Here is a 16214-nt window from a genome sequence, read left to right on the forward strand (position 1 = left end):
TCTAATTCCCAATCTTTAACTTTTTAGATTTAGGAGGATTACTTTGAAGTTTCTACTATGTGGATTAATCTTGATTATCCTATTGACCTCCTGTGAAGCAAAACCATCAACTCAGAATTTTAATTCACAGAATACGGTAAGTGATAGTTCTGCAGAAGTTAATGGGAATACATTATCCGACTCAAATGATAATAAACCACTTGGCGTACAGTATAACGCAGATGGAACAACTTATCTAAGTAAAAGAGGGTTAAATGTTTATGCTACTCCTCCGACCGAAGGAGCAGCAAAAGCGGCTTGGGAGTACTACGCCTTATGCAATGATCAGAAATATGATGAAGCAAGTAAGCTTTTAGATGGATACGGTACAGATGATAAGACTTTAGTCTATTTCAATTATACTGGAGAAGGAAGACCATATTTAGAAGAGGTTATAGGCGCAAAATTAATTCGTTGGGCTGATATAACAGAGGTTGCACCAAAAGAAGCGGAGGATGAAGGAGCGGCAGCGTATAAAGTGATTTACTTGGAAATGGACTTCAAAACAAGAGGGAAACTAACTCCGCAACAAACCGATATGAAGAACGGATTAAATATATATGCAATACATGTTAGGCAAAACGAAAAAGGAGGCCCCTGGAAAATTTCAATGTTTGGCGGCGCTCCTAAAATGGAAAAATAATTTAGCTTCTCTGATTCATGCAAATATTTCTCTAGAACATGATATCAATATCTATTTTCCAAGCCCCATCTTCAAATCTCCACAAAACCACATAGCCGGAGGTGGGATGAATTTCTTCCTCGCCATTCTGAAGGGTCAAGTGAGCAATTCCGCTTTCACGCACTTGATCTTCCCCGCCGGCCTGTATTTCCTTGCTTTCCAGAGCCAGATCGGTCAGCCCACTATTGAGCACGGTAACCCAGAAGGAATGAATAGCCTCGCTGCCTTGAATATTTGCGGAACCGCTTGGAATCAGGATGGCTTGCTTCGTATACAAATCAGTAATTCCTGCGGCGTTTTTTTGCTGAACCGCTTGTACAAACAATTGGTTGTTAGATTCTATGACCTTACGAATGTCTTCCATATTGGTTCTCTCCCCTGGCTCATCAGCCGTTTAATCTTCAAATGGAGCGTTGCTCAATATATCCATAAAGCCGATTTCTTTGTTCACCCGGTCAGCGAGCATATTGGGTTTACGTTTGGCCTCAGACATCCATACCTCTGCAAAAGCCTTCTTAAATCCGAGACGGGGATACGCTTCAAGAATTTGCTGTACTTTGTCGGAAGGGAGATCCTTAATATGGAATGCCCCAACATCAAACCCGGCGCCAAAGTGAACAAGAGCAATCTCAGGCTGTTTTTCTTCCGCGAGTAGAGAAGTATGCAGAACGATCGCTTCACGGACGATGTCTATCTTGTCCCTGGGATAGCCGTGATGTGTAAGAAACTCATCCGCCACATCCGCACTATCCACCTCAAAGGAATGACCATGGTCACAGCGTTTCGTCAGGCCGATATCGTGCAAAATGGAAGCTAAATAGAATAGCTCCGGGTCCACCTTCATTCCTTCTCTTTGCGCCAGAAGTCCTCCAAAGCGGTACGTTCTTACAGAATGATTGAACAAAAATTTCGGGGACAATTCCAGAACGAGCTCCGTCGCTTTTGTGCACAAGGAACTGTCAGGAATACTGAGTTCTGCATTCATATTAATCGCTCCCTCCTATCTCTTGGACGATTTCATCTTATCAGAGACCGACCGGTCGGTCAACTGAAAAATATGAAGTTTGCTGCCTTGACATCGTATGTTTCAAATGGTAACTTGGGTGAATTGGTAATATAGAGGGAGGCTGCAGCATGCGAAAAGGAGTAGAGACTCGGGAGAATATTATCCGAAAAACGGCCGAATTGCTCAACGTGCAGGGTTATCATGGATTATCCATTTCTGATATTATGCGTGAAACCGGTCTTCAAAAAGGAAGCATATATAACCATTTTCAAAATAAGGACGAAGTGGTTCTGGAAGCATTTGACTATGCGGTAGATATAGTAAGTACCCGTTTTCAGGAAGCGATAGCCGGACATACCCGCGCATATGATCAACTTATTGCTGCGATCCGGGTATATGAGCATGTCATAGAAGCGCCGCCCTTTATCGGAGGGTGCCCTGTCATGAACATCGCTGCTGAAAGTGATGATACCCATGAGGCATTAACGGAAAAAGCGCAGAAGGGGTTAACCGCATTCGTAACTTTTGTCTCCAATATATTGGAATACGGAATGGAAACAGGCGAATTTAAGCCGGATATCGATAAGAGAAGGGTCGCCAATTTTATCGTAACATCCATTGAAGGCGGAGTTATGATCAGTAAGCTCTTTCATTCCAACGCACATATTCAAGAGAACAACAAGCTGCTAATAGATTTTATCATGCAAAATATTTGTAAATGATTGATTGGCGGTAAAGGCCGAATCTCTGTAATGATTACTAAGAATAACACATAAACTCCTTTATTTTAGTTATTAATTTTCCGTATAAAGTAAAAATATTTCAGACCTATATACGCTATATATGTAATAGGAATTGATACTTGATCCATTTAATATGTCAAAGAAAAGTAAAAGTATTAGATATTCATGCGGCATTAAGTTGCATGAGCGTCTAATACTTATTTTCTTTAAACAGCTAAAAAATTTTTAACAAAAAAATGGTATTAATGTAATATGGAAGAAATTTTTGTTATATGTTAGTATTGTTAGTGATTTAATAGACTTACAAAGAGGAGATGTAAAATGTTAAAAAAAATCAAAAAAGTAAAATGCATCTTTTTCGTTGCCACCTTTTTCATCGCTATCTCGTTATCTCTACAAACCGTTTCTGCTGCTGGAACAACAGAAAATACTTTAAGTGCGGACAATCAGACTACTTCATTAGTTAAAAATGTAACTGATGGAAACACAAAATTGAACGTTACTACTTTAAAGGAAACAGATATTACCAAGAAAGAAGCATTGAATAAATACAAAAAGGGGTTTGATATCGTAAAGAAATACATAATTGAGAATAACATAATGATTAATGAAGATCTTGATAATATTAAGTACCAATCACTTATATTGTCACTAGGTACATCTCTGGATTATTTTTCCGAATCAGATAGAGATGAAATCGTAAAATTAGTTAAGTTTATCGATTTATATGAAAACTCAGAAAAAAACAAAAAAATTAAAGAGTATAAATCTAAGTTGGATACAAAAACTATAAATCAAAAAGAGCTATCAGAGCTTGTTAATCTTTTGCCAGTATCTCCATCAGATCCAACAACTGTTTTGTCTTCTGTATATGAGACACCTAGAGCATTGATTATTCAACCTCTCGCGTATTCAAACGGTTATAGTTCAATTAATGCAAGAGACTATGCTTATCAATGGTGGGATGGAAGAAATCCAACGTATTCGAATTATTATGCCAATTACTTTGGCTGTTCTATATACGATGAATGTTGGAATGATTGCACTAACTTTGTTTCTCAAGCTCTGTATGCTGGTGGCATGAAGCAATGGAGAGGACAAGGAGTCGATTCTTGGTACTTTGATGATGGTTGGTTGTCCAGCCCGTCTCATAGTTGGGGTGGAGCACATAATTTTTATGAACACTGGAAAAATCGCGCAACTCTAGCATCTGATACATCAAGTATTTCTATGGGAGACCCAGTTAATGCAGATTTTGAAAGAGATGGTGACATCAATCATACGGCAATTATTACTTTATTTAGTAATGGTCACTTTTATCTGACACAGCATACTACGGATAAGAAAGATAATGCCCTTAGCACTTGGTACTACGAAAATTATAACGTTTATGTTTGGAGAATGAGCACAGCCTTAAACTACTGAGTGAGGGGTTAAAAAATGCGATTAATATTGATATTATGTTTTATAGCTTTGACCGCATGTTCAAATATAACGAATAATTCTTCTGTAGAAAGTATCGTATTCGAATATGTTCAAGAGCTAAACAATCTCCCGATTCCTGAAAATGCTTCTGAAATTGAAAATAGGTCGGCAATCGATCTAAAAAGTTATGAAGTTCCTGAGAAGTTTGAAGTATTGAATAAAGCATATATTAAAAAACTTACAGATGAAGGCTGGTCAATAACTGAAATTGAAAGTAATAAAGTGATGAGAGTGATGAAAGATAACAGTAAATATACATTGATTATTACTAAAAAGTCCAACGACAAAAACTTAACAAATGTTACAATAAGAAAAAATGTAAACGTCAAATAGGCTCTACCTAGCAGATGGGAGCCGGAGTATGACGGATGAGGGTCTATCAAGATTTTCTGTGTAAACTTTTTTTAAATGAATCCCCCCTCGGGGGGATTTTGTGTTTCTAGCTGAGGCAACGCCGCTTTGTTACAATAGCTTCGTCCTGCTTGACTTTAAAATGGATGGCATCCATGTAGACGACGGCGTACACGCCTTGCAGGGGCCGATTCTGCCATTCCTTGATGAGCGGCACGATCTTATTCGTAACATTGTAAATGAGTGTCGAAGAGCCTTCGATACCGTACAGATTTTTCAGATGATCCTGAATTTCGCGGGTGCTGACACCCTTGATATAGAGGGCTATGATCTGGTCTTGGATTCCGATAACGCTGGACTGATGCTTGCGAACAACGACGGGTTCGAACTCGCCAAGCCGATCCCGTGGAACCGCAGTCTCCTGCTTGCCATATACGCTGACGACGGTTTTCTTGCTTTTACCATTACGGCTGGTTGGCGTCATTTTGGCTTTGACTTCGTGCTTCTCGTAATCTAAATGAGTATCCAGTTCCGCTTCCAGTATTTCCAGAATCGTCTCGGCAAACAACTCTTTCAACGCATTCTGGGCATTCTGGGTAAGATGCCCGACAAGAATTAGGCTGTAAGAGGGCCATGGCAAAAGCGTGGCCAACTCCTTCAGTCTATCCTGAAATAACTTTATTTCATTATCCAATAACGCCGCGTTAGCGGTATGAGCATCTTATACTTATTTTCTCGAAACATAAAAAGCACGGTACCTAGCGGGTCCATGCCTGATAGACAATCGTTTAGTCAAAGATCAGCTTGAATGTTCCAAATATTTTAATAATCCGCCACTAAATGAAGCCCCCCTAAACCGGCTTCTGAACATGCATAAACTCTTTGATCAGATCGCCGAAATAAGTCTCGCTGTTAGTCTTGGAGGACAGTTCAAGCGCCTTCAGGCAGCTTTCCATACCTTCTTTCATTTTTCCCCGCCGGACGCAATAGATGGAATATTGAATGGCAAAACGCAGCCGCCGCTCCATATTCACCACATCCGTGAATTGATCAAAGCCGGAAATCGACTCGGCAAATTCATTTATAATCCAATCTATCGAAAAATGATATTTATTCGCGGATTGAACGATTGTAACCAGTCCGGACAGAATTTCTTCCGGGTGATTCCGCAAAAAATCAACGTAGGCTTCCAGCGACTCCTGACGGCCCATCAGGATGTCTTGGGTGTAGGAATTCGCCGTGGCCCATGATTTGTATTTTTGAATCTCTTGCTTATCTTCATCATTTATCGGCCCCAGCCAACTCAAGTCGGCATAACAGTCGATCGCTTTCTTGGCTTCATCGTATCTGCCCATTTTTTGCAGTGCAGTCGCTTTACAAAGGTAACCCTGCCCATAGTAAAAAATTAATGATCGTTGTAAACGGATTGGTTCGACTCTGGAAGGAACGGAAGCTCTCTTGCTTCGTTCCCATTCCTCATATACAGCTTGTGATTGCTTGAGCAACTCATCGGCCAAAATCGCAATCCGCTCCCAGTTATGCGTAGAAAAATATATTTTAACCAGAATAATTAACGCTTCTAGTCGATGTTCTACCGGAAGTCTGCTCAGATAAGATTCAAATCGCAGAGCTGCACGTAGATTGGTCTCCATGTTTTTACCGAAATCGATTTGAAGCATCCGATAATGACTAATAGCTAAAAACTCAGAATTATTATATTTTTCACTATCGATTACGCATTGATATAGCAAAACAGATGCCTGCTTATGTCCAAGCTTAAAAAGCTCCTCCGCTGTATTAAAAATGTCGCCGATATAAGACAAGTTATCCACCAGTATCTCCAGCACTTTGGCAAGACAATCAAGTTTGTTCGTTTCCGCACAGCGAAGCATGAAGGGACGAATTCTCCGCCAGTGAGGAGCAACCCGAATCAAGCATTCTGCAATATATAGATCGTAAAGCTCTCCTTCCGGAAGTCCCATTCCCCGAGTGATTGAATCGAGTTCGCGTACCGAGATGTTACGGGGTGGATTACGGTTAATAACGGCACTTAAGGTTCCTCGATTAAGACCACAACGTTCAGCAAAGCTATAAAGATTAAGCCCTTCTTTGCGGATATGTGATTCTATTACATTACGAAGTGCAGAAACTTCCATCTGTACCCCCTTAAAACATTTAATAAAAAGATTCGCTATATCAACTAAACTCTTTTTATGTTAATCTTTTAATTTTTATAAAAAAATAGACCCTATAAGGGCCTGTCTAAATAAATAGAGGATTATACACCCACTCCATGATCCAGCGGTTGGACAATAGAACCTCCGCCTCCCAGCTTCGGTGAACTTTTAGCTCCGTCTGCAAATGCGGTAGTACCTAATGTCAGAAGAAACAAAGTAACCAGAGTGATTATGATTTTTTTCACGATTCCAAATCCTCCTCTAAGTTTAAATTGTATATTTCAGAGTTGTCCTAATCCGCATTTGTTCCATAACCATTTTATATTGATTGTTCTGAGTCGGCCCAACGTATTCTCTGTACGCCTCCAAAAGCGATGTCGCTTCCGCAAAAACGGTCTCATTGTTGGTCTTAAAGGAAAGATCCAAAGCTTTAAGACAACTCTCAATACCTTCTTCATATTTGCTGTGGCGGAAAAAGTAAACGGACATCTGAATGGCAAGGCGCAACCGCCGTTCCAAGTTCACAGTATCATTATAACTCTCAAATCCAGAAATTTCATCAACAAATTTACAAATAATGTCGTCTATTGAAAAATTATAAATATTAGCAGACTGAATTATTGTCGCTAGTCCCGACAGAACTTCCCCCGGGTGATTGCCAAGAAAATCAGCATATTCATCCAAGATTTCCTGTTTTCCCATAAGGACATCTAAAGTATATAAATTAGCTTGGGCCCAATCGCGGAATTGCAGCACTTCCTGCTCTTCTTCAGCATTTTCCGGTCCTAGCCAGCTTAAATCGGCATAGAGAGCAATCGCCTTACCGGCCTCTTCATACTTCCCCATTTTTTGAAGCGCGGTTCCTTTACAAAGATAGCCCTGTCCAAAGTAACGTATTAACGATTTTCGCAGCCGAATCGGCTCTCCCTGGGAAGAACTTAAGAATCTCGTTTCATCTTTCCACTCCCTATAAACCGTGTGGGCCAGGTCAATCAACTCATCTGATAACATTTCAAACTGTTTCCAATTATGTACGGAAAAATAAATTCGAAGTAGTTCTACCAGAGCATCAAGCCGCAGTTCCACCGGCAGCGATTTCCGGTAAGGCTCGAACTGCAGCGCCGCCCTCAAATTGGCCTCCATATCCTTTCCAATGGCTATCTGAAACATCCGGTAGTGGCTGATGGCCAGGCGCTCGGAGTTGTTGTATTTTTCGCTTTCGATCACGCAACGGTACAATAATTTGGAAGCATCTCTGTATCCCTGCTCATACATCTGCTCCGCGGTAGCGTAGATCTCCCCGATATGGGACAAGTTGTCCAGCAGCATTTCGAGCACTTTTCCAATACAGTCCAGCTTCCCCGTCTGCGCGCAGCGAAGCAGAAAAGGCTTCAGCCGGCGCCAGTGGGGCACGGACTGGATAAAGCATTCTTCCGCATAAAGACTGTAAAGCTCCCCTTCGGGCAGACCCATGCCTTTGGTTATCAAATCAAGCTCGCGCACGGATATTTTACGGGGGGGCTTTCTGTTGATGATGGCGCTCAAGGTGCCCCGATTGACACCGGCCTGCTCCGCAAAGCTCTGCATCGTAAGTCCCTGCTCCCGAATATAAGTTTCCATTTCACATCGGATCGTAGCACTGCTGATCAATAGAGTCACCTCCAACAAGACATTTACTATGCATCCAAATATTAGTATATAGCAATACTAATCTATTACTCTCCAGCGGTCAATTAATAAACCTTTAATTTATCGGGATTTCGAACAGGAAGACAGGCGCCGTGCCGGTCTACGCATTCAACCTATATACTGCAGTATTCGGATTTCAGTATAAGGAGGATGATCCACCCGTGATTATCGGAACGGTAGTTAATGCATCCGGATTAGCCCAGGCCAGGCTGATGGCAGGCTCAGTCAAACGGCAAATGCCTGACGCCAAAGTTTTAGTCTGCCTTGTAGAAGAGAGTCCAGTGGGACCATTGCCGGACATTGACTGGATTTTTACGGCCAGACAAATTTCCGGCTACATCGGATTCCACGATTTTGACAGATATATATTCAAGTTTAATTCACTCCAATGCGGCACGGCAATGAAGGGGCAGCTGTTAACCTATCTTCTTGAAGCCTTTCCGGCTGAAGAGCATATTGTTTATCTCGATCCGGAGATGTATGTGTTTAAGCCGTTTGACGAGATCGAACACATGCTTAGCTACTATGATGTTGTCTTAACCCCCCATCACCTCGAACCTTCGGACGCCTGGGATTGTTCCCGCGAAATCGGCACGCTGCAGGACGGCACCTTTCACAGCGGTCTTGTGGCCGTGAAGAATTCCTGGGAAGGACGCAATTTCGCAGATTGGTGGATGAAGATCATTGCAGGCGATTTTGGCGGACAACCAAACGGAATTTTTACCGATCAGCCTTATCTGAATTTCGCACCCGCTTTTTTCAATACGGGCATACTTCGCCATCCGGGGTATAATCTGGCATTCTGGAATCTGCATGAGAACGGCAGACAGCTCTTTCGCGCCGGCGATGAATACTGTCTAACCAACCACACCCCTCTTCGCTGCGCGAACTTCAGCAACTTTTTGGGACTGCTGGACAGCTGCATAGACACCTATACTCCCCATGACGGGACTTATAGACAAATGTGGAACGAATATAAGCAAAATTGGGCTTGGCTGTCACTCCAGCATCCCGCCCTGCCTTGGAACTACGACTACTTTTACAGTGGGGAGAAGATTGCCGATGAGACCAAATTACGCTATAGAGCGGCAAAAATAGACCATTTTGTTGAGGCAAATCCCTTCTCTCTTTCAAACCACAGTGATTTCTAATCCCGATTATGACAAGGAGGCACTCCATGATTATTTGTTCGGTGACCTGTGCCGATAACCTGCACGAGGCAAAAATGATGGCAAGAGCAGCCAAATATCACATGCCGTATGCCCGGGTTGTAATTTGCCTGATGGAACGGACGATTCATCCGGCGGCGCTTAACGTACCGTGGTTTGATGATGTGATTCTTGCCAAGGATCTGGGAATTCCCCGGTTTGAAGGGAGTATCTTTAAATACAGTCTGCTTGAGGGGGTAACCTCGATCAAACCAGCGTTTCTCCGCTTATTATTCGACCGGTATCCGGAGGAGATGAATGTCGTATTCATGGATACCGATATCATCGCCTATGCTCCTTACGATGACCTGCTGGCCGCCCTGGAGCATCATGATATTCTGTTATCCCCTCACCGGATCGAACCAAACGGCGAGCCTCTCGGCTATCTGCATCATGGTATTTTTAATACCGGTTTTCTGGCGCTTCGAAGATCGGAGGAAACGATGCGTTTTCTGGAATGGTGGGGACAGCGGCTGTACAGCTACTGCTATTATAACGCTCCCTTTTTTGTGGATCAGAAATGGGTGGACCTGGCTCCGGCTTTATTTAACGTCAAGGTATGGAAGCATCCGGGGTATAATGTCGCCGCGTGGAATCTGCATGAGCGCTGCCGAAAAATTGTCCGTGAGGAAAATGGACGGTATTGGCTGGAAAATAATGTTCCTTTCGTTTGCTACCACTATTCCGGATTGCACGGGATGCTGCAATATTGTATGAACGAGTGGATCCCCGACCGTGGAAACCCGCTGTACCGGCTGCTGCAGCTCTATTTGGAGGAGATGGATACGATGGGCAAAGAGGAACTCTCCGAAGTCCCCTGGAGCTATGACTATTATCTGGATGGCAGTCCGATAACCGCAGAAGAAAGGAAAGCATACGGCAGCGACGTTCAGGCTTTTGAGTCAGGCCGCGATCCCTTCCTGTCCAGATTCGGCTCCCGGGAGGGAGACGGTGGAATATGAAAGGACTGATCGTCTGCGCCGGAAAAGGTACCCGCCTAAGACCGTTTACACTTACCCAACCGAAGACGCTGCTTCCTGTCGCCAATAAACCGATTTTGTTCTATGCGATTGAAAAGCTGGCCAATGAAGGTATTCATGAGATCGGAATCGTGATCCATCCGTCCCAGGAAGAGACGATTCGCGGCGCCGCGGGCAGCGGAGAACGATTCGGAGTATCCCTGACTTACTTGTACCAGCAAGTGCCGAGGGGTATTGCGGATGCGGTGGCCGCAGCTGAGGATTACATCGGACAGAGTGATTTCATTCTGCTTCTCGGCGACAATCTGATCAAAGAACCCCTCAAGACGCTGATTGACCAGCTGAAGCACTCGGCCGCCTGCATCCTGCTCACTCACGTTGAGAATCCGCAGCAGTTCGGTGTTGCCGAAATCAATGAAACCCGGATTATCGCGCTGGAAGAGAAGCCGAAATTCCCCAAAAGCAATCTCGCGGTCGTCGGCAGCTACGCCTTTAAAGCTGGAATTTTTGATTACATCCGAGCCTTGACGGTCTCTGACCGGGGAGAGCTGGAAATAACGGACGCCATACAGCGGCTGATCGACAGCGGAGAAAGGGTTGCCTATGCGATAACCCGGGAGCACTGCTCCGACGTGGGGACCTCAGAGCGGTGGCTTGCGGCCAACAACTGGATGATGGATGAGCTGTACGGAGAGAAGAACGGCATTTCCGGGGAATCCACTCTGGTCAATTGTACAGTTCATGCTCCGGTGGTCATCGGTTCCGACTGCATAATAAAGAACTGCACGATCGGCCCTTATGTTTCGGTCATGTCCGGAGCCCATTTGGAGGGATGCCGTCTAGAACACAGCATTCTGCTGCGGGATGTCACAATCAGCGGCACCGGCGAGGCCGTCATTGCCGGCATTCTTGGCGATGAGGCGAGCATCATAGGCTCTTCCGCCAAAGGACCAACCGCCCTTAAGATCGGAGGAGATCAAGGATGAAGATTATTCCAAGAAGGCTGGAAGGCGTGTTTGAAATCCAATTGTCTCCGCTTTCCGATCACCGGGGGCAGTTTATGAGGACCTACGACGAGTCCATCTTCGCCTCTTACGGCATCCAACGCCACTGGATTCAAGAGAATCAATCGGTGTCGGTTCGCAAAGGGACGATCCGGGGACTGCACTTCCAGTATTCTCCCAGTTCAGAGACCAAGCTCGTAAGGGTCGCTACCGGCGCCGTGCTTGACGTATTTGTAGATCTGCGGAAAGACTCCCCGACCTTTGGAGAATGGGACAGCATTGAACTATCCGAAGACAACCGGGCGATGATCTATATTCCGCGCGGCTTCGCCCACGGTTTCTGCACGCTGTGCGATCATTGCACCGTACAATATAAAGTAGATTCGAAATTCTCTCCCACAGAGGACGGCGGCATTCGCTGGAATGATCCGTCAATCGCTGTGAAGTGGCCTACGGAAACTCCGATTCTCTCTGAAAAAGACAAGAATCTGCCTACGCTGGAGATATTCATTTCGCAAAATAAAGGGCTTGATTCGGCATGAGGTATATTGTGACCGGAGCGGGAGGATTTATCGGAAGCTCTTTGTGCGAGCAGCTTCGCCAGGAAGGCCATGAGGTGGTAAGGATTTTCCGCAGCCTGCCGGAGCATGCAGCCGATTCCGGGAAAGCCTATGAGGATATTGCGGCGGATGTGCTCTCGGGCGGTTTTCCCGGGCTCCGCATCGGCGGAGACGCCGTTATTCATCTGGCAGCCGCCAACGATATCGTTTCCAAGAATGGCCGGGAAGGGATTAAGCTCTCTTTGATCGGGACCAAAAATGTGCTGGATTTTGCCGTAAACAACGAAATACAGAAGATGATATTCTTTTCGACCATACAGGTGCTCGGATCTGAACTGCAAGGGATGGTCACGGAAGAATCGGCAGTCCTTCCTGAGAACGATTACGCGGCCAATCATGCGGTGGCTGAACTGTATACGGAAATGTACGCAAGAAAAGGACTGCTGCGTGCAGTCAGCATCCGGCCGACGAATGTGTACGGCCACTTTGCGTCTCAGACCATCAACCGCTGGAGTCTGGTTCCGGCCTGCCTGTGCAGGGAAGCTTTCTTCAACAAGACGATTACGATTCGCTCCTCGGGAAGACAAAGAAGAAACTTTGTCAGCGTTGACACTGTGGCCAAGGCGACAAGCGCCGTGCTGGCGAACTTCCCAGCTTCCTACGATACGCTGAATCTCGGCTCCCCATTTCATATGACTATTCTGGAAGCTGCGAAATGCGTTAAGGAAGTTCACGATGAAATGTATACCGATCCGGTAGGGCTGCTCGTTCAAGGGGAGGAGCCGCAGCAGGAGAACCAGTTTGATATATCCCTTCAGAAATTGGAAGAGAAGTACGGATTCAAGGATCACTTGGGAGCCGAGGATTTCCGCGAGGAGATCCGCCTGATCTTCCTCGGACTGGAGCGTTCAGCCCAATGAGCATAGAAGGGCTAGGCTGTCCCATAAAACCGCCTTCCCTTTTCAAAATTGCAAAGAAAAGTTAAGAAGCCAGCAGGTCTTTCGGCTATGGAAAGACTTGCTGGCTTCTGCATGAGACGGCCTGACGTTGATATGTATTGATGTGGGCAGGGCATGCGCCATTAACGAAGGGCAGGAAGCATAACAGAATTGTTTGCTTGCATTTGCAACTTTCAATTGGGTTTATCGTCTAATGAGGGAAAAGAAAGTGGGTTAAAATCCAGTTAAACAACCACGTTCTAGAAATCAATATGACGACCAATCAGACGTTTTATGACAGTGCCGAGATCCAAACAGATGTTAAAACGCAGTACAACCAGCAAAGCCTGTTTGTTCCAATTCGTGATTTAGTTGATGGACTTAAAGTGAACGGAACCTGGGACCAGAAGCGTCACGCACTTGGAAAAGAACGGAGTTAGAGAGCTTTCAGTACATCCTCTTTGAAGGTATAACAGGGGAGGATCGTACCATAGACCTCCCTTAATTTGCATGATTGTTGTTGAACGGAACACTATAGTTCAATAAAAACAGCGGCAGTCTAGAAACTGGTTTGGCTTGCTTAGGTTTGCATACACGCCCTAATCATTTAATCCCTTTCCACCCAGAATTTGCTGCATACATTTTTCAACCCTTGACTCTCGAGTTTTGGATTGTTTGGGTTCAGAAAAATAAAGAATGTATGCTCTTTGCCGTCCGGGCGTCAATGCTTCAAAAGCAGTTTTCAAGGCAGGGATTTCATCGAATTTAATTTGAAGTTCTTCAGGAATGTTGAATTCTGTATTCTTTTTAAAATTCACTTCCAAACCGGCTTTTTCAATTTCAATGGCTTCATAAATATAGGCTTTCAAGATGGTTTCCATTGCAGCTATTTCTTGAACAGTGGTGAACCGAATCTGGCGCGCCGCCTGTACATTCTCCGTTTGTTGGATTAGAATCCCATGGGCATCCTGTAACAAGGCACCTTTGTGAAACAGAAGCGCACAATATTCTTTAAATCCATGTATTAGAACTATGTTTTTTTTCTCAAACGTGTAACAAGGATGCATCCACTTAAATTCTTCGATCAGCTCACAGTCAAGAACGATATTTCTCAACTTCTCATATTCTTCCTTCCACTTTTTGGCTTTGCTTAAAAATTCATCAACCTTAGGATTCATTCTACTATTTGTCATCAAGGAACACCCCTCTTCATCATAATAATATTCTGTTTTCAAAATAAGCAGTTCATTTTCAAAATCTACTTGATTGCTTGCTTAGCTTGTCTCCTTTTGCGCCCGTTCCATGCTGGTGGACACGGACTACGGTCGTGTCGATTATGACCTGGCTCCAATCGGGTTCTATCGAAACATAATTCAAAATGAGTAGGGGGCAAAAACGGCTCACTGACATTCCACTCTTCATCGCTTATTTCGTATCTGCGTATCATAGGTTCAATTGTACTGCTTTTTTATGGATTGTACAGTTTGCGTACAGACTCTAATTGAAAAACGGGAAACGATCGTAGAGGAGCATGCTTATGCAGCTTCTCTTTTTACTGTATCAATTGGTTGTCCGCTAATGCGGCACCATAAGATGATGAAATAAAGTTATTTCAGGATTGACTGACGATACAGCATTAAGCGAAGGGCAGGTTAGTTGATCAAGTCATAAATTAAATAGTTTTAGTTATACTTTGTATAAAAATTAAAGGGAATATACAAAACAATCGTAATACACTATATAACAATCAAAATATATTGTAAAACGATAAATCTTCTGTTAAATTCAAATTGACAATACATTAGTGAGGTGCATTTTATGGAACGAGGAACAACACTCTTTTTAAAGGCAACTGTTTGTCTTATTGCAATTCCGATTCTTGCTTTGTGTATATTTTGGTTGCCTTGGATAGCTAAAGAAGCAGCAGAACATTATCCGGCTTATATGCTTTATCCCGTTCTAATCGGTATGTATGCAGCAGCGATCCCGTTTTTCTTTGCTTTGTATCAGTCTTTCAGACTTTTAAGCTATATTGATAACAACATTGCTTTCTCAGAATTGTCTGTAAGAGCTTTAAAGAATATAAAATACTGTGCAATCACAATCAGTATCTTGTATGGGGCATGCCTGCCATTCTTATTTGTCATGGCGCAGGAAGACGACGCTCCAGGTCTCGCGGCACTCGGATTGGTCATTATTTTTGCTTCATTTGTGATTGCAATCTTTGCTGCTGTTCTTCAAAAGCTCTTAAAAAATGCCATAGATATAAAATCAGAAAATGACTTAACGGTCTGAGGTGAAAACATGGCGATTATAATCAATATTGACGTGATGCTAGCTAAAAGGAAAATGAGCGTTACAGAACTTTCGGAGAGGGTTGGAATAACGATGTCTAATCTTTCCATATTGAAAAATGGAAAGGCAAAAGCGATTCGATTATCAACTTTAGAGGCGATTTGTAAGGCTTTAGAATGTCAGCCTGGAGATATTTTAGAATACAAAATTGACGAAGATACTCAAGGATTAAATGAACAATCGACCGTATTGAACTAACAGAACACATTACTGAACAATTTCAAGGCAAAAAAGAACCGACCCTGAGGTCGGCTTTTACATAGCGTCTTTACTCCTGCGTCTGGCTGATAAATAAGACATCTGTCCCTTGCTCGAGCTCAACGGAAAGTTGCAGCACTTCGCTAAAAAAATCCTGTAACACGTAAAGCGAGTCGTTGATTATAACCGGAGCGATGCCAAGCGAGATCGGCGTCCTGTCATTATACAGGTATTAATCGGTGTCTTTCTGCACCGTTGTCCATGACGCGCCTTTTCTAACTTCTGCCGAACGGGTCGCTTGATCCCATTTCACCGTATAGCCGATTTTCTCAGCGACAGCTCTAAGCGGCAGTAACCGATACCCATGTCCGGTGACCAAGTAAGCGGGCTCGTCATCCGTTTTATCTGCTTCTTTAACGATTCTAACGCTGAAGTCTGTTCGTAACTTGATTTCCTTAGTCGTTCCCGTGACGGCAGGAACGTCGGCCTCCAGGGCTATAGGATCGGCTGGAACCGATGACGCGCCTCCAGCATAAACGGTGGTGGCTGCAGTGGCGGGTACCGCCAGGAGGCAACTGGCAGCGATGGTGAACGTTAAAATTTTTAAAGGTAGCTTCAAAGCCAGGGACCTCCTTAATTCATATAGCAACCTTACTTTTTATAACGTAACGAAACAGGATAAAGTTGCACAACATTTGTATTTTCCTGGATATGCCGAGCGCCATGCCCCGAACACCTACCTGATTCCCATTCAAAAATAAAGGGCATCCCGGCAGCCATTTCCATGGCTTGCGGGACA

At 43.9% G+C, this 16214-nt stretch carries 18 protein-coding genes and 3 pseudogenes; 12 read left to right on the top strand and 9 right to left on the bottom strand.

Features of this window, described 5'->3' with window-relative positions; all coding sequences use genetic code 11:
- Positions 1-43 precede the first annotated feature (43 nt).
- A complete protein-coding gene (locus KP014_RS25525) occupies positions 44-682 on the top strand; it encodes a hypothetical protein (protein WP_036604710.1) in 639 nt (212 codons plus the stop codon).
- Positions 683-713: 31 nt separating this feature from the next.
- Here KP014_RS25525 and KP014_RS25530 read toward each other — a convergent pair whose 3' ends face one another.
- Positions 714-1085, bottom strand: a complete 372-nt coding sequence (locus KP014_RS25530) for a YybH family protein (RefSeq protein ID WP_036604712.1) — start codon at positions 1083-1085, stop codon at positions 714-716.
- A 30-nt stretch (positions 1086-1115) separates the two neighbouring features.
- Positions 1116-1706 (bottom strand): HD domain-containing protein, encoded by a 591-nt coding sequence (locus KP014_RS25535; RefSeq protein WP_036604714.1) that lies wholly within the window; start codon positions 1704-1706, stop codon positions 1116-1118.
- A 149-nt stretch (positions 1707-1855) separates the two neighbouring features.
- Between KP014_RS25535 and KP014_RS25540 the strand changes: the two genes are divergently transcribed.
- The 3 genes from KP014_RS25540 (at position 1856) to KP014_RS25550 (ending at position 4288) form a co-directional block, all read left to right on the top strand.
- The gene (locus KP014_RS25540; RefSeq protein WP_036604717.1) at positions 1856-2449 is read left to right on the top strand and encodes a TetR/AcrR family transcriptional regulator; all 594 of its coding nucleotides are present in this window, start codon (positions 1856-1858) and stop codon (positions 2447-2449) included.
- A 342-nt stretch (positions 2450-2791) separates the two neighbouring features.
- Positions 2792-3895, top strand: a complete 1104-nt coding sequence (locus KP014_RS25545; RefSeq protein WP_090834287.1) for an amidase domain-containing protein — start codon at positions 2792-2794, stop codon at positions 3893-3895.
- 15 nt (positions 3896-3910) lie between these two features.
- A complete protein-coding gene (locus tag KP014_RS25550) occupies positions 3911-4288 on the top strand; it encodes a hypothetical protein (protein WP_246590582.1) in 378 nt (125 codons plus the stop codon).
- Positions 4289-4412: 124 nt separating this feature from the next.
- Here the strand turns inward: KP014_RS25550 and KP014_RS25555 are convergent.
- From KP014_RS25555 to KP014_RS29440, 5 genes and pseudogenes are all read right to left on the bottom strand, one after another.
- A pseudogene (locus KP014_RS25555) lies at positions 4413-4901 on the bottom strand (transposase); the annotation flags it as partial.
- Positions 4902-5157: 256 nt separating this feature from the next.
- On the bottom strand, positions 5158-6462 hold the full coding sequence (locus tag KP014_RS25560; protein WP_036604719.1) for a hypothetical protein: 1305 nt from the start codon (positions 6460-6462) through the stop codon (positions 5158-5160).
- A gap of 122 nt (positions 6463-6584) precedes the next feature.
- Positions 6585-6728 carry a hypothetical protein gene (locus KP014_RS25565; RefSeq protein WP_175491873.1) on the bottom strand — a complete coding sequence of 48 codons (144 nt, stop codon included), beginning with the start codon at positions 6726-6728 and terminating at the stop codon, positions 6585-6587.
- Positions 6729-6750: 22 nt separating this feature from the next.
- The gene (locus KP014_RS25570; RefSeq protein WP_246590583.1) at positions 6751-7812 is read right to left on the bottom strand and encodes a hypothetical protein; all 1062 of its coding nucleotides are present in this window, start codon (positions 7810-7812) and stop codon (positions 6751-6753) included.
- A 180-nt stretch (positions 7813-7992) separates the two neighbouring features.
- Positions 7993-8103, bottom strand: a pseudogene (locus tag KP014_RS29440) (helix-turn-helix domain-containing protein); the annotation flags it as partial.
- 230 nt (positions 8104-8333) lie between these two features.
- Here KP014_RS29440 and KP014_RS25575 point away from each other — a divergent pair.
- The 6 genes and pseudogenes from KP014_RS25575 to KP014_RS29445 form a co-directional block, all read left to right on the top strand.
- A complete protein-coding gene (locus KP014_RS25575) occupies positions 8334-9323 on the top strand; it encodes a hypothetical protein (RefSeq protein WP_139210605.1) in 990 nt (329 codons plus the stop codon).
- Positions 9324-9349: 26 nt separating this feature from the next.
- Entirely contained in the window at positions 9350-10342 is a 993-nt protein-coding gene (locus KP014_RS25580) for a hypothetical protein (RefSeq protein ID WP_051500676.1), read from the top strand.
- Complete coding sequence (locus KP014_RS25585) at positions 10339-11346, top strand: glucose-1-phosphate thymidylyltransferase (RefSeq protein WP_051500677.1); 1008 nt, start codon at positions 10339-10341, stop codon at positions 11344-11346. Before KP014_RS25580 ends, KP014_RS25585 begins: the two co-directional genes overlap by 4 nt.
- Positions 11343-11906 (top strand): dTDP-4-dehydrorhamnose 3,5-epimerase, encoded by a 564-nt coding sequence (rfbC, locus tag KP014_RS25590; protein ID WP_036604725.1) that lies wholly within the window; start codon positions 11343-11345, stop codon positions 11904-11906. The genes KP014_RS25585 and rfbC overlap by 4 nt, the downstream gene beginning before the upstream one ends.
- The gene (locus KP014_RS25595; RefSeq protein WP_036604727.1) at positions 11903-12844 is read left to right on the top strand and encodes an NAD-dependent epimerase/dehydratase family protein; all 942 of its coding nucleotides are present in this window, start codon (positions 11903-11905) and stop codon (positions 12842-12844) included. The genes rfbC and KP014_RS25595 overlap by 4 nt, the downstream gene beginning before the upstream one ends.
- Before the next feature lie 251 nt (positions 12845-13095).
- A pseudogene (locus KP014_RS29445) lies at positions 13096-13302 on the top strand (hypothetical protein); the annotation flags it as partial.
- A 159-nt stretch (positions 13303-13461) separates the two neighbouring features.
- Here KP014_RS29445 and KP014_RS25605 read toward each other — a convergent pair.
- Positions 13462-14055, bottom strand: coding sequence for a YdeI/OmpD-associated family protein (locus KP014_RS25605; protein ID WP_036604729.1), 594 nt, complete (start codon positions 14053-14055; stop codon positions 13462-13464).
- Between the two features lie 625 nt (positions 14056-14680).
- On the opposite strand from KP014_RS25605, the gene KP014_RS25610 reads away from it, so the two are divergent.
- Both KP014_RS25610 and KP014_RS25615 read left to right on the top strand, forming a co-directional pair.
- Complete coding sequence (locus KP014_RS25610) at positions 14681-15157, top strand: DUF2975 domain-containing protein (RefSeq protein ID WP_036604731.1); 477 nt, start codon at positions 14681-14683, stop codon at positions 15155-15157.
- Positions 15158-15166: 9 nt separating this feature from the next.
- A complete protein-coding gene (locus KP014_RS25615) occupies positions 15167-15415 on the top strand; it encodes a helix-turn-helix domain-containing protein (RefSeq protein WP_036604733.1) in 249 nt (82 codons plus the stop codon).
- A 232-nt stretch (positions 15416-15647) separates the two neighbouring features.
- Here KP014_RS25615 and KP014_RS25620 read toward each other — a convergent pair whose 3' ends face one another.
- Positions 15648-16034 carry a stalk domain-containing protein gene (locus KP014_RS25620; protein ID WP_036604735.1) on the bottom strand — a complete coding sequence of 129 codons (387 nt, stop codon included), beginning with the start codon at positions 16032-16034 and terminating at the stop codon, positions 15648-15650.
- Positions 16035-16214 lie beyond the last annotated feature (180 nt).

It is taken from the genome of Paenibacillus sophorae, assembly GCF_018966525.1.
GTDB classification, from domain to species: Bacteria; Bacillota; Bacilli; order Paenibacillales; family Paenibacillaceae; genus Paenibacillus_AQ; species Paenibacillus_AQ sophorae.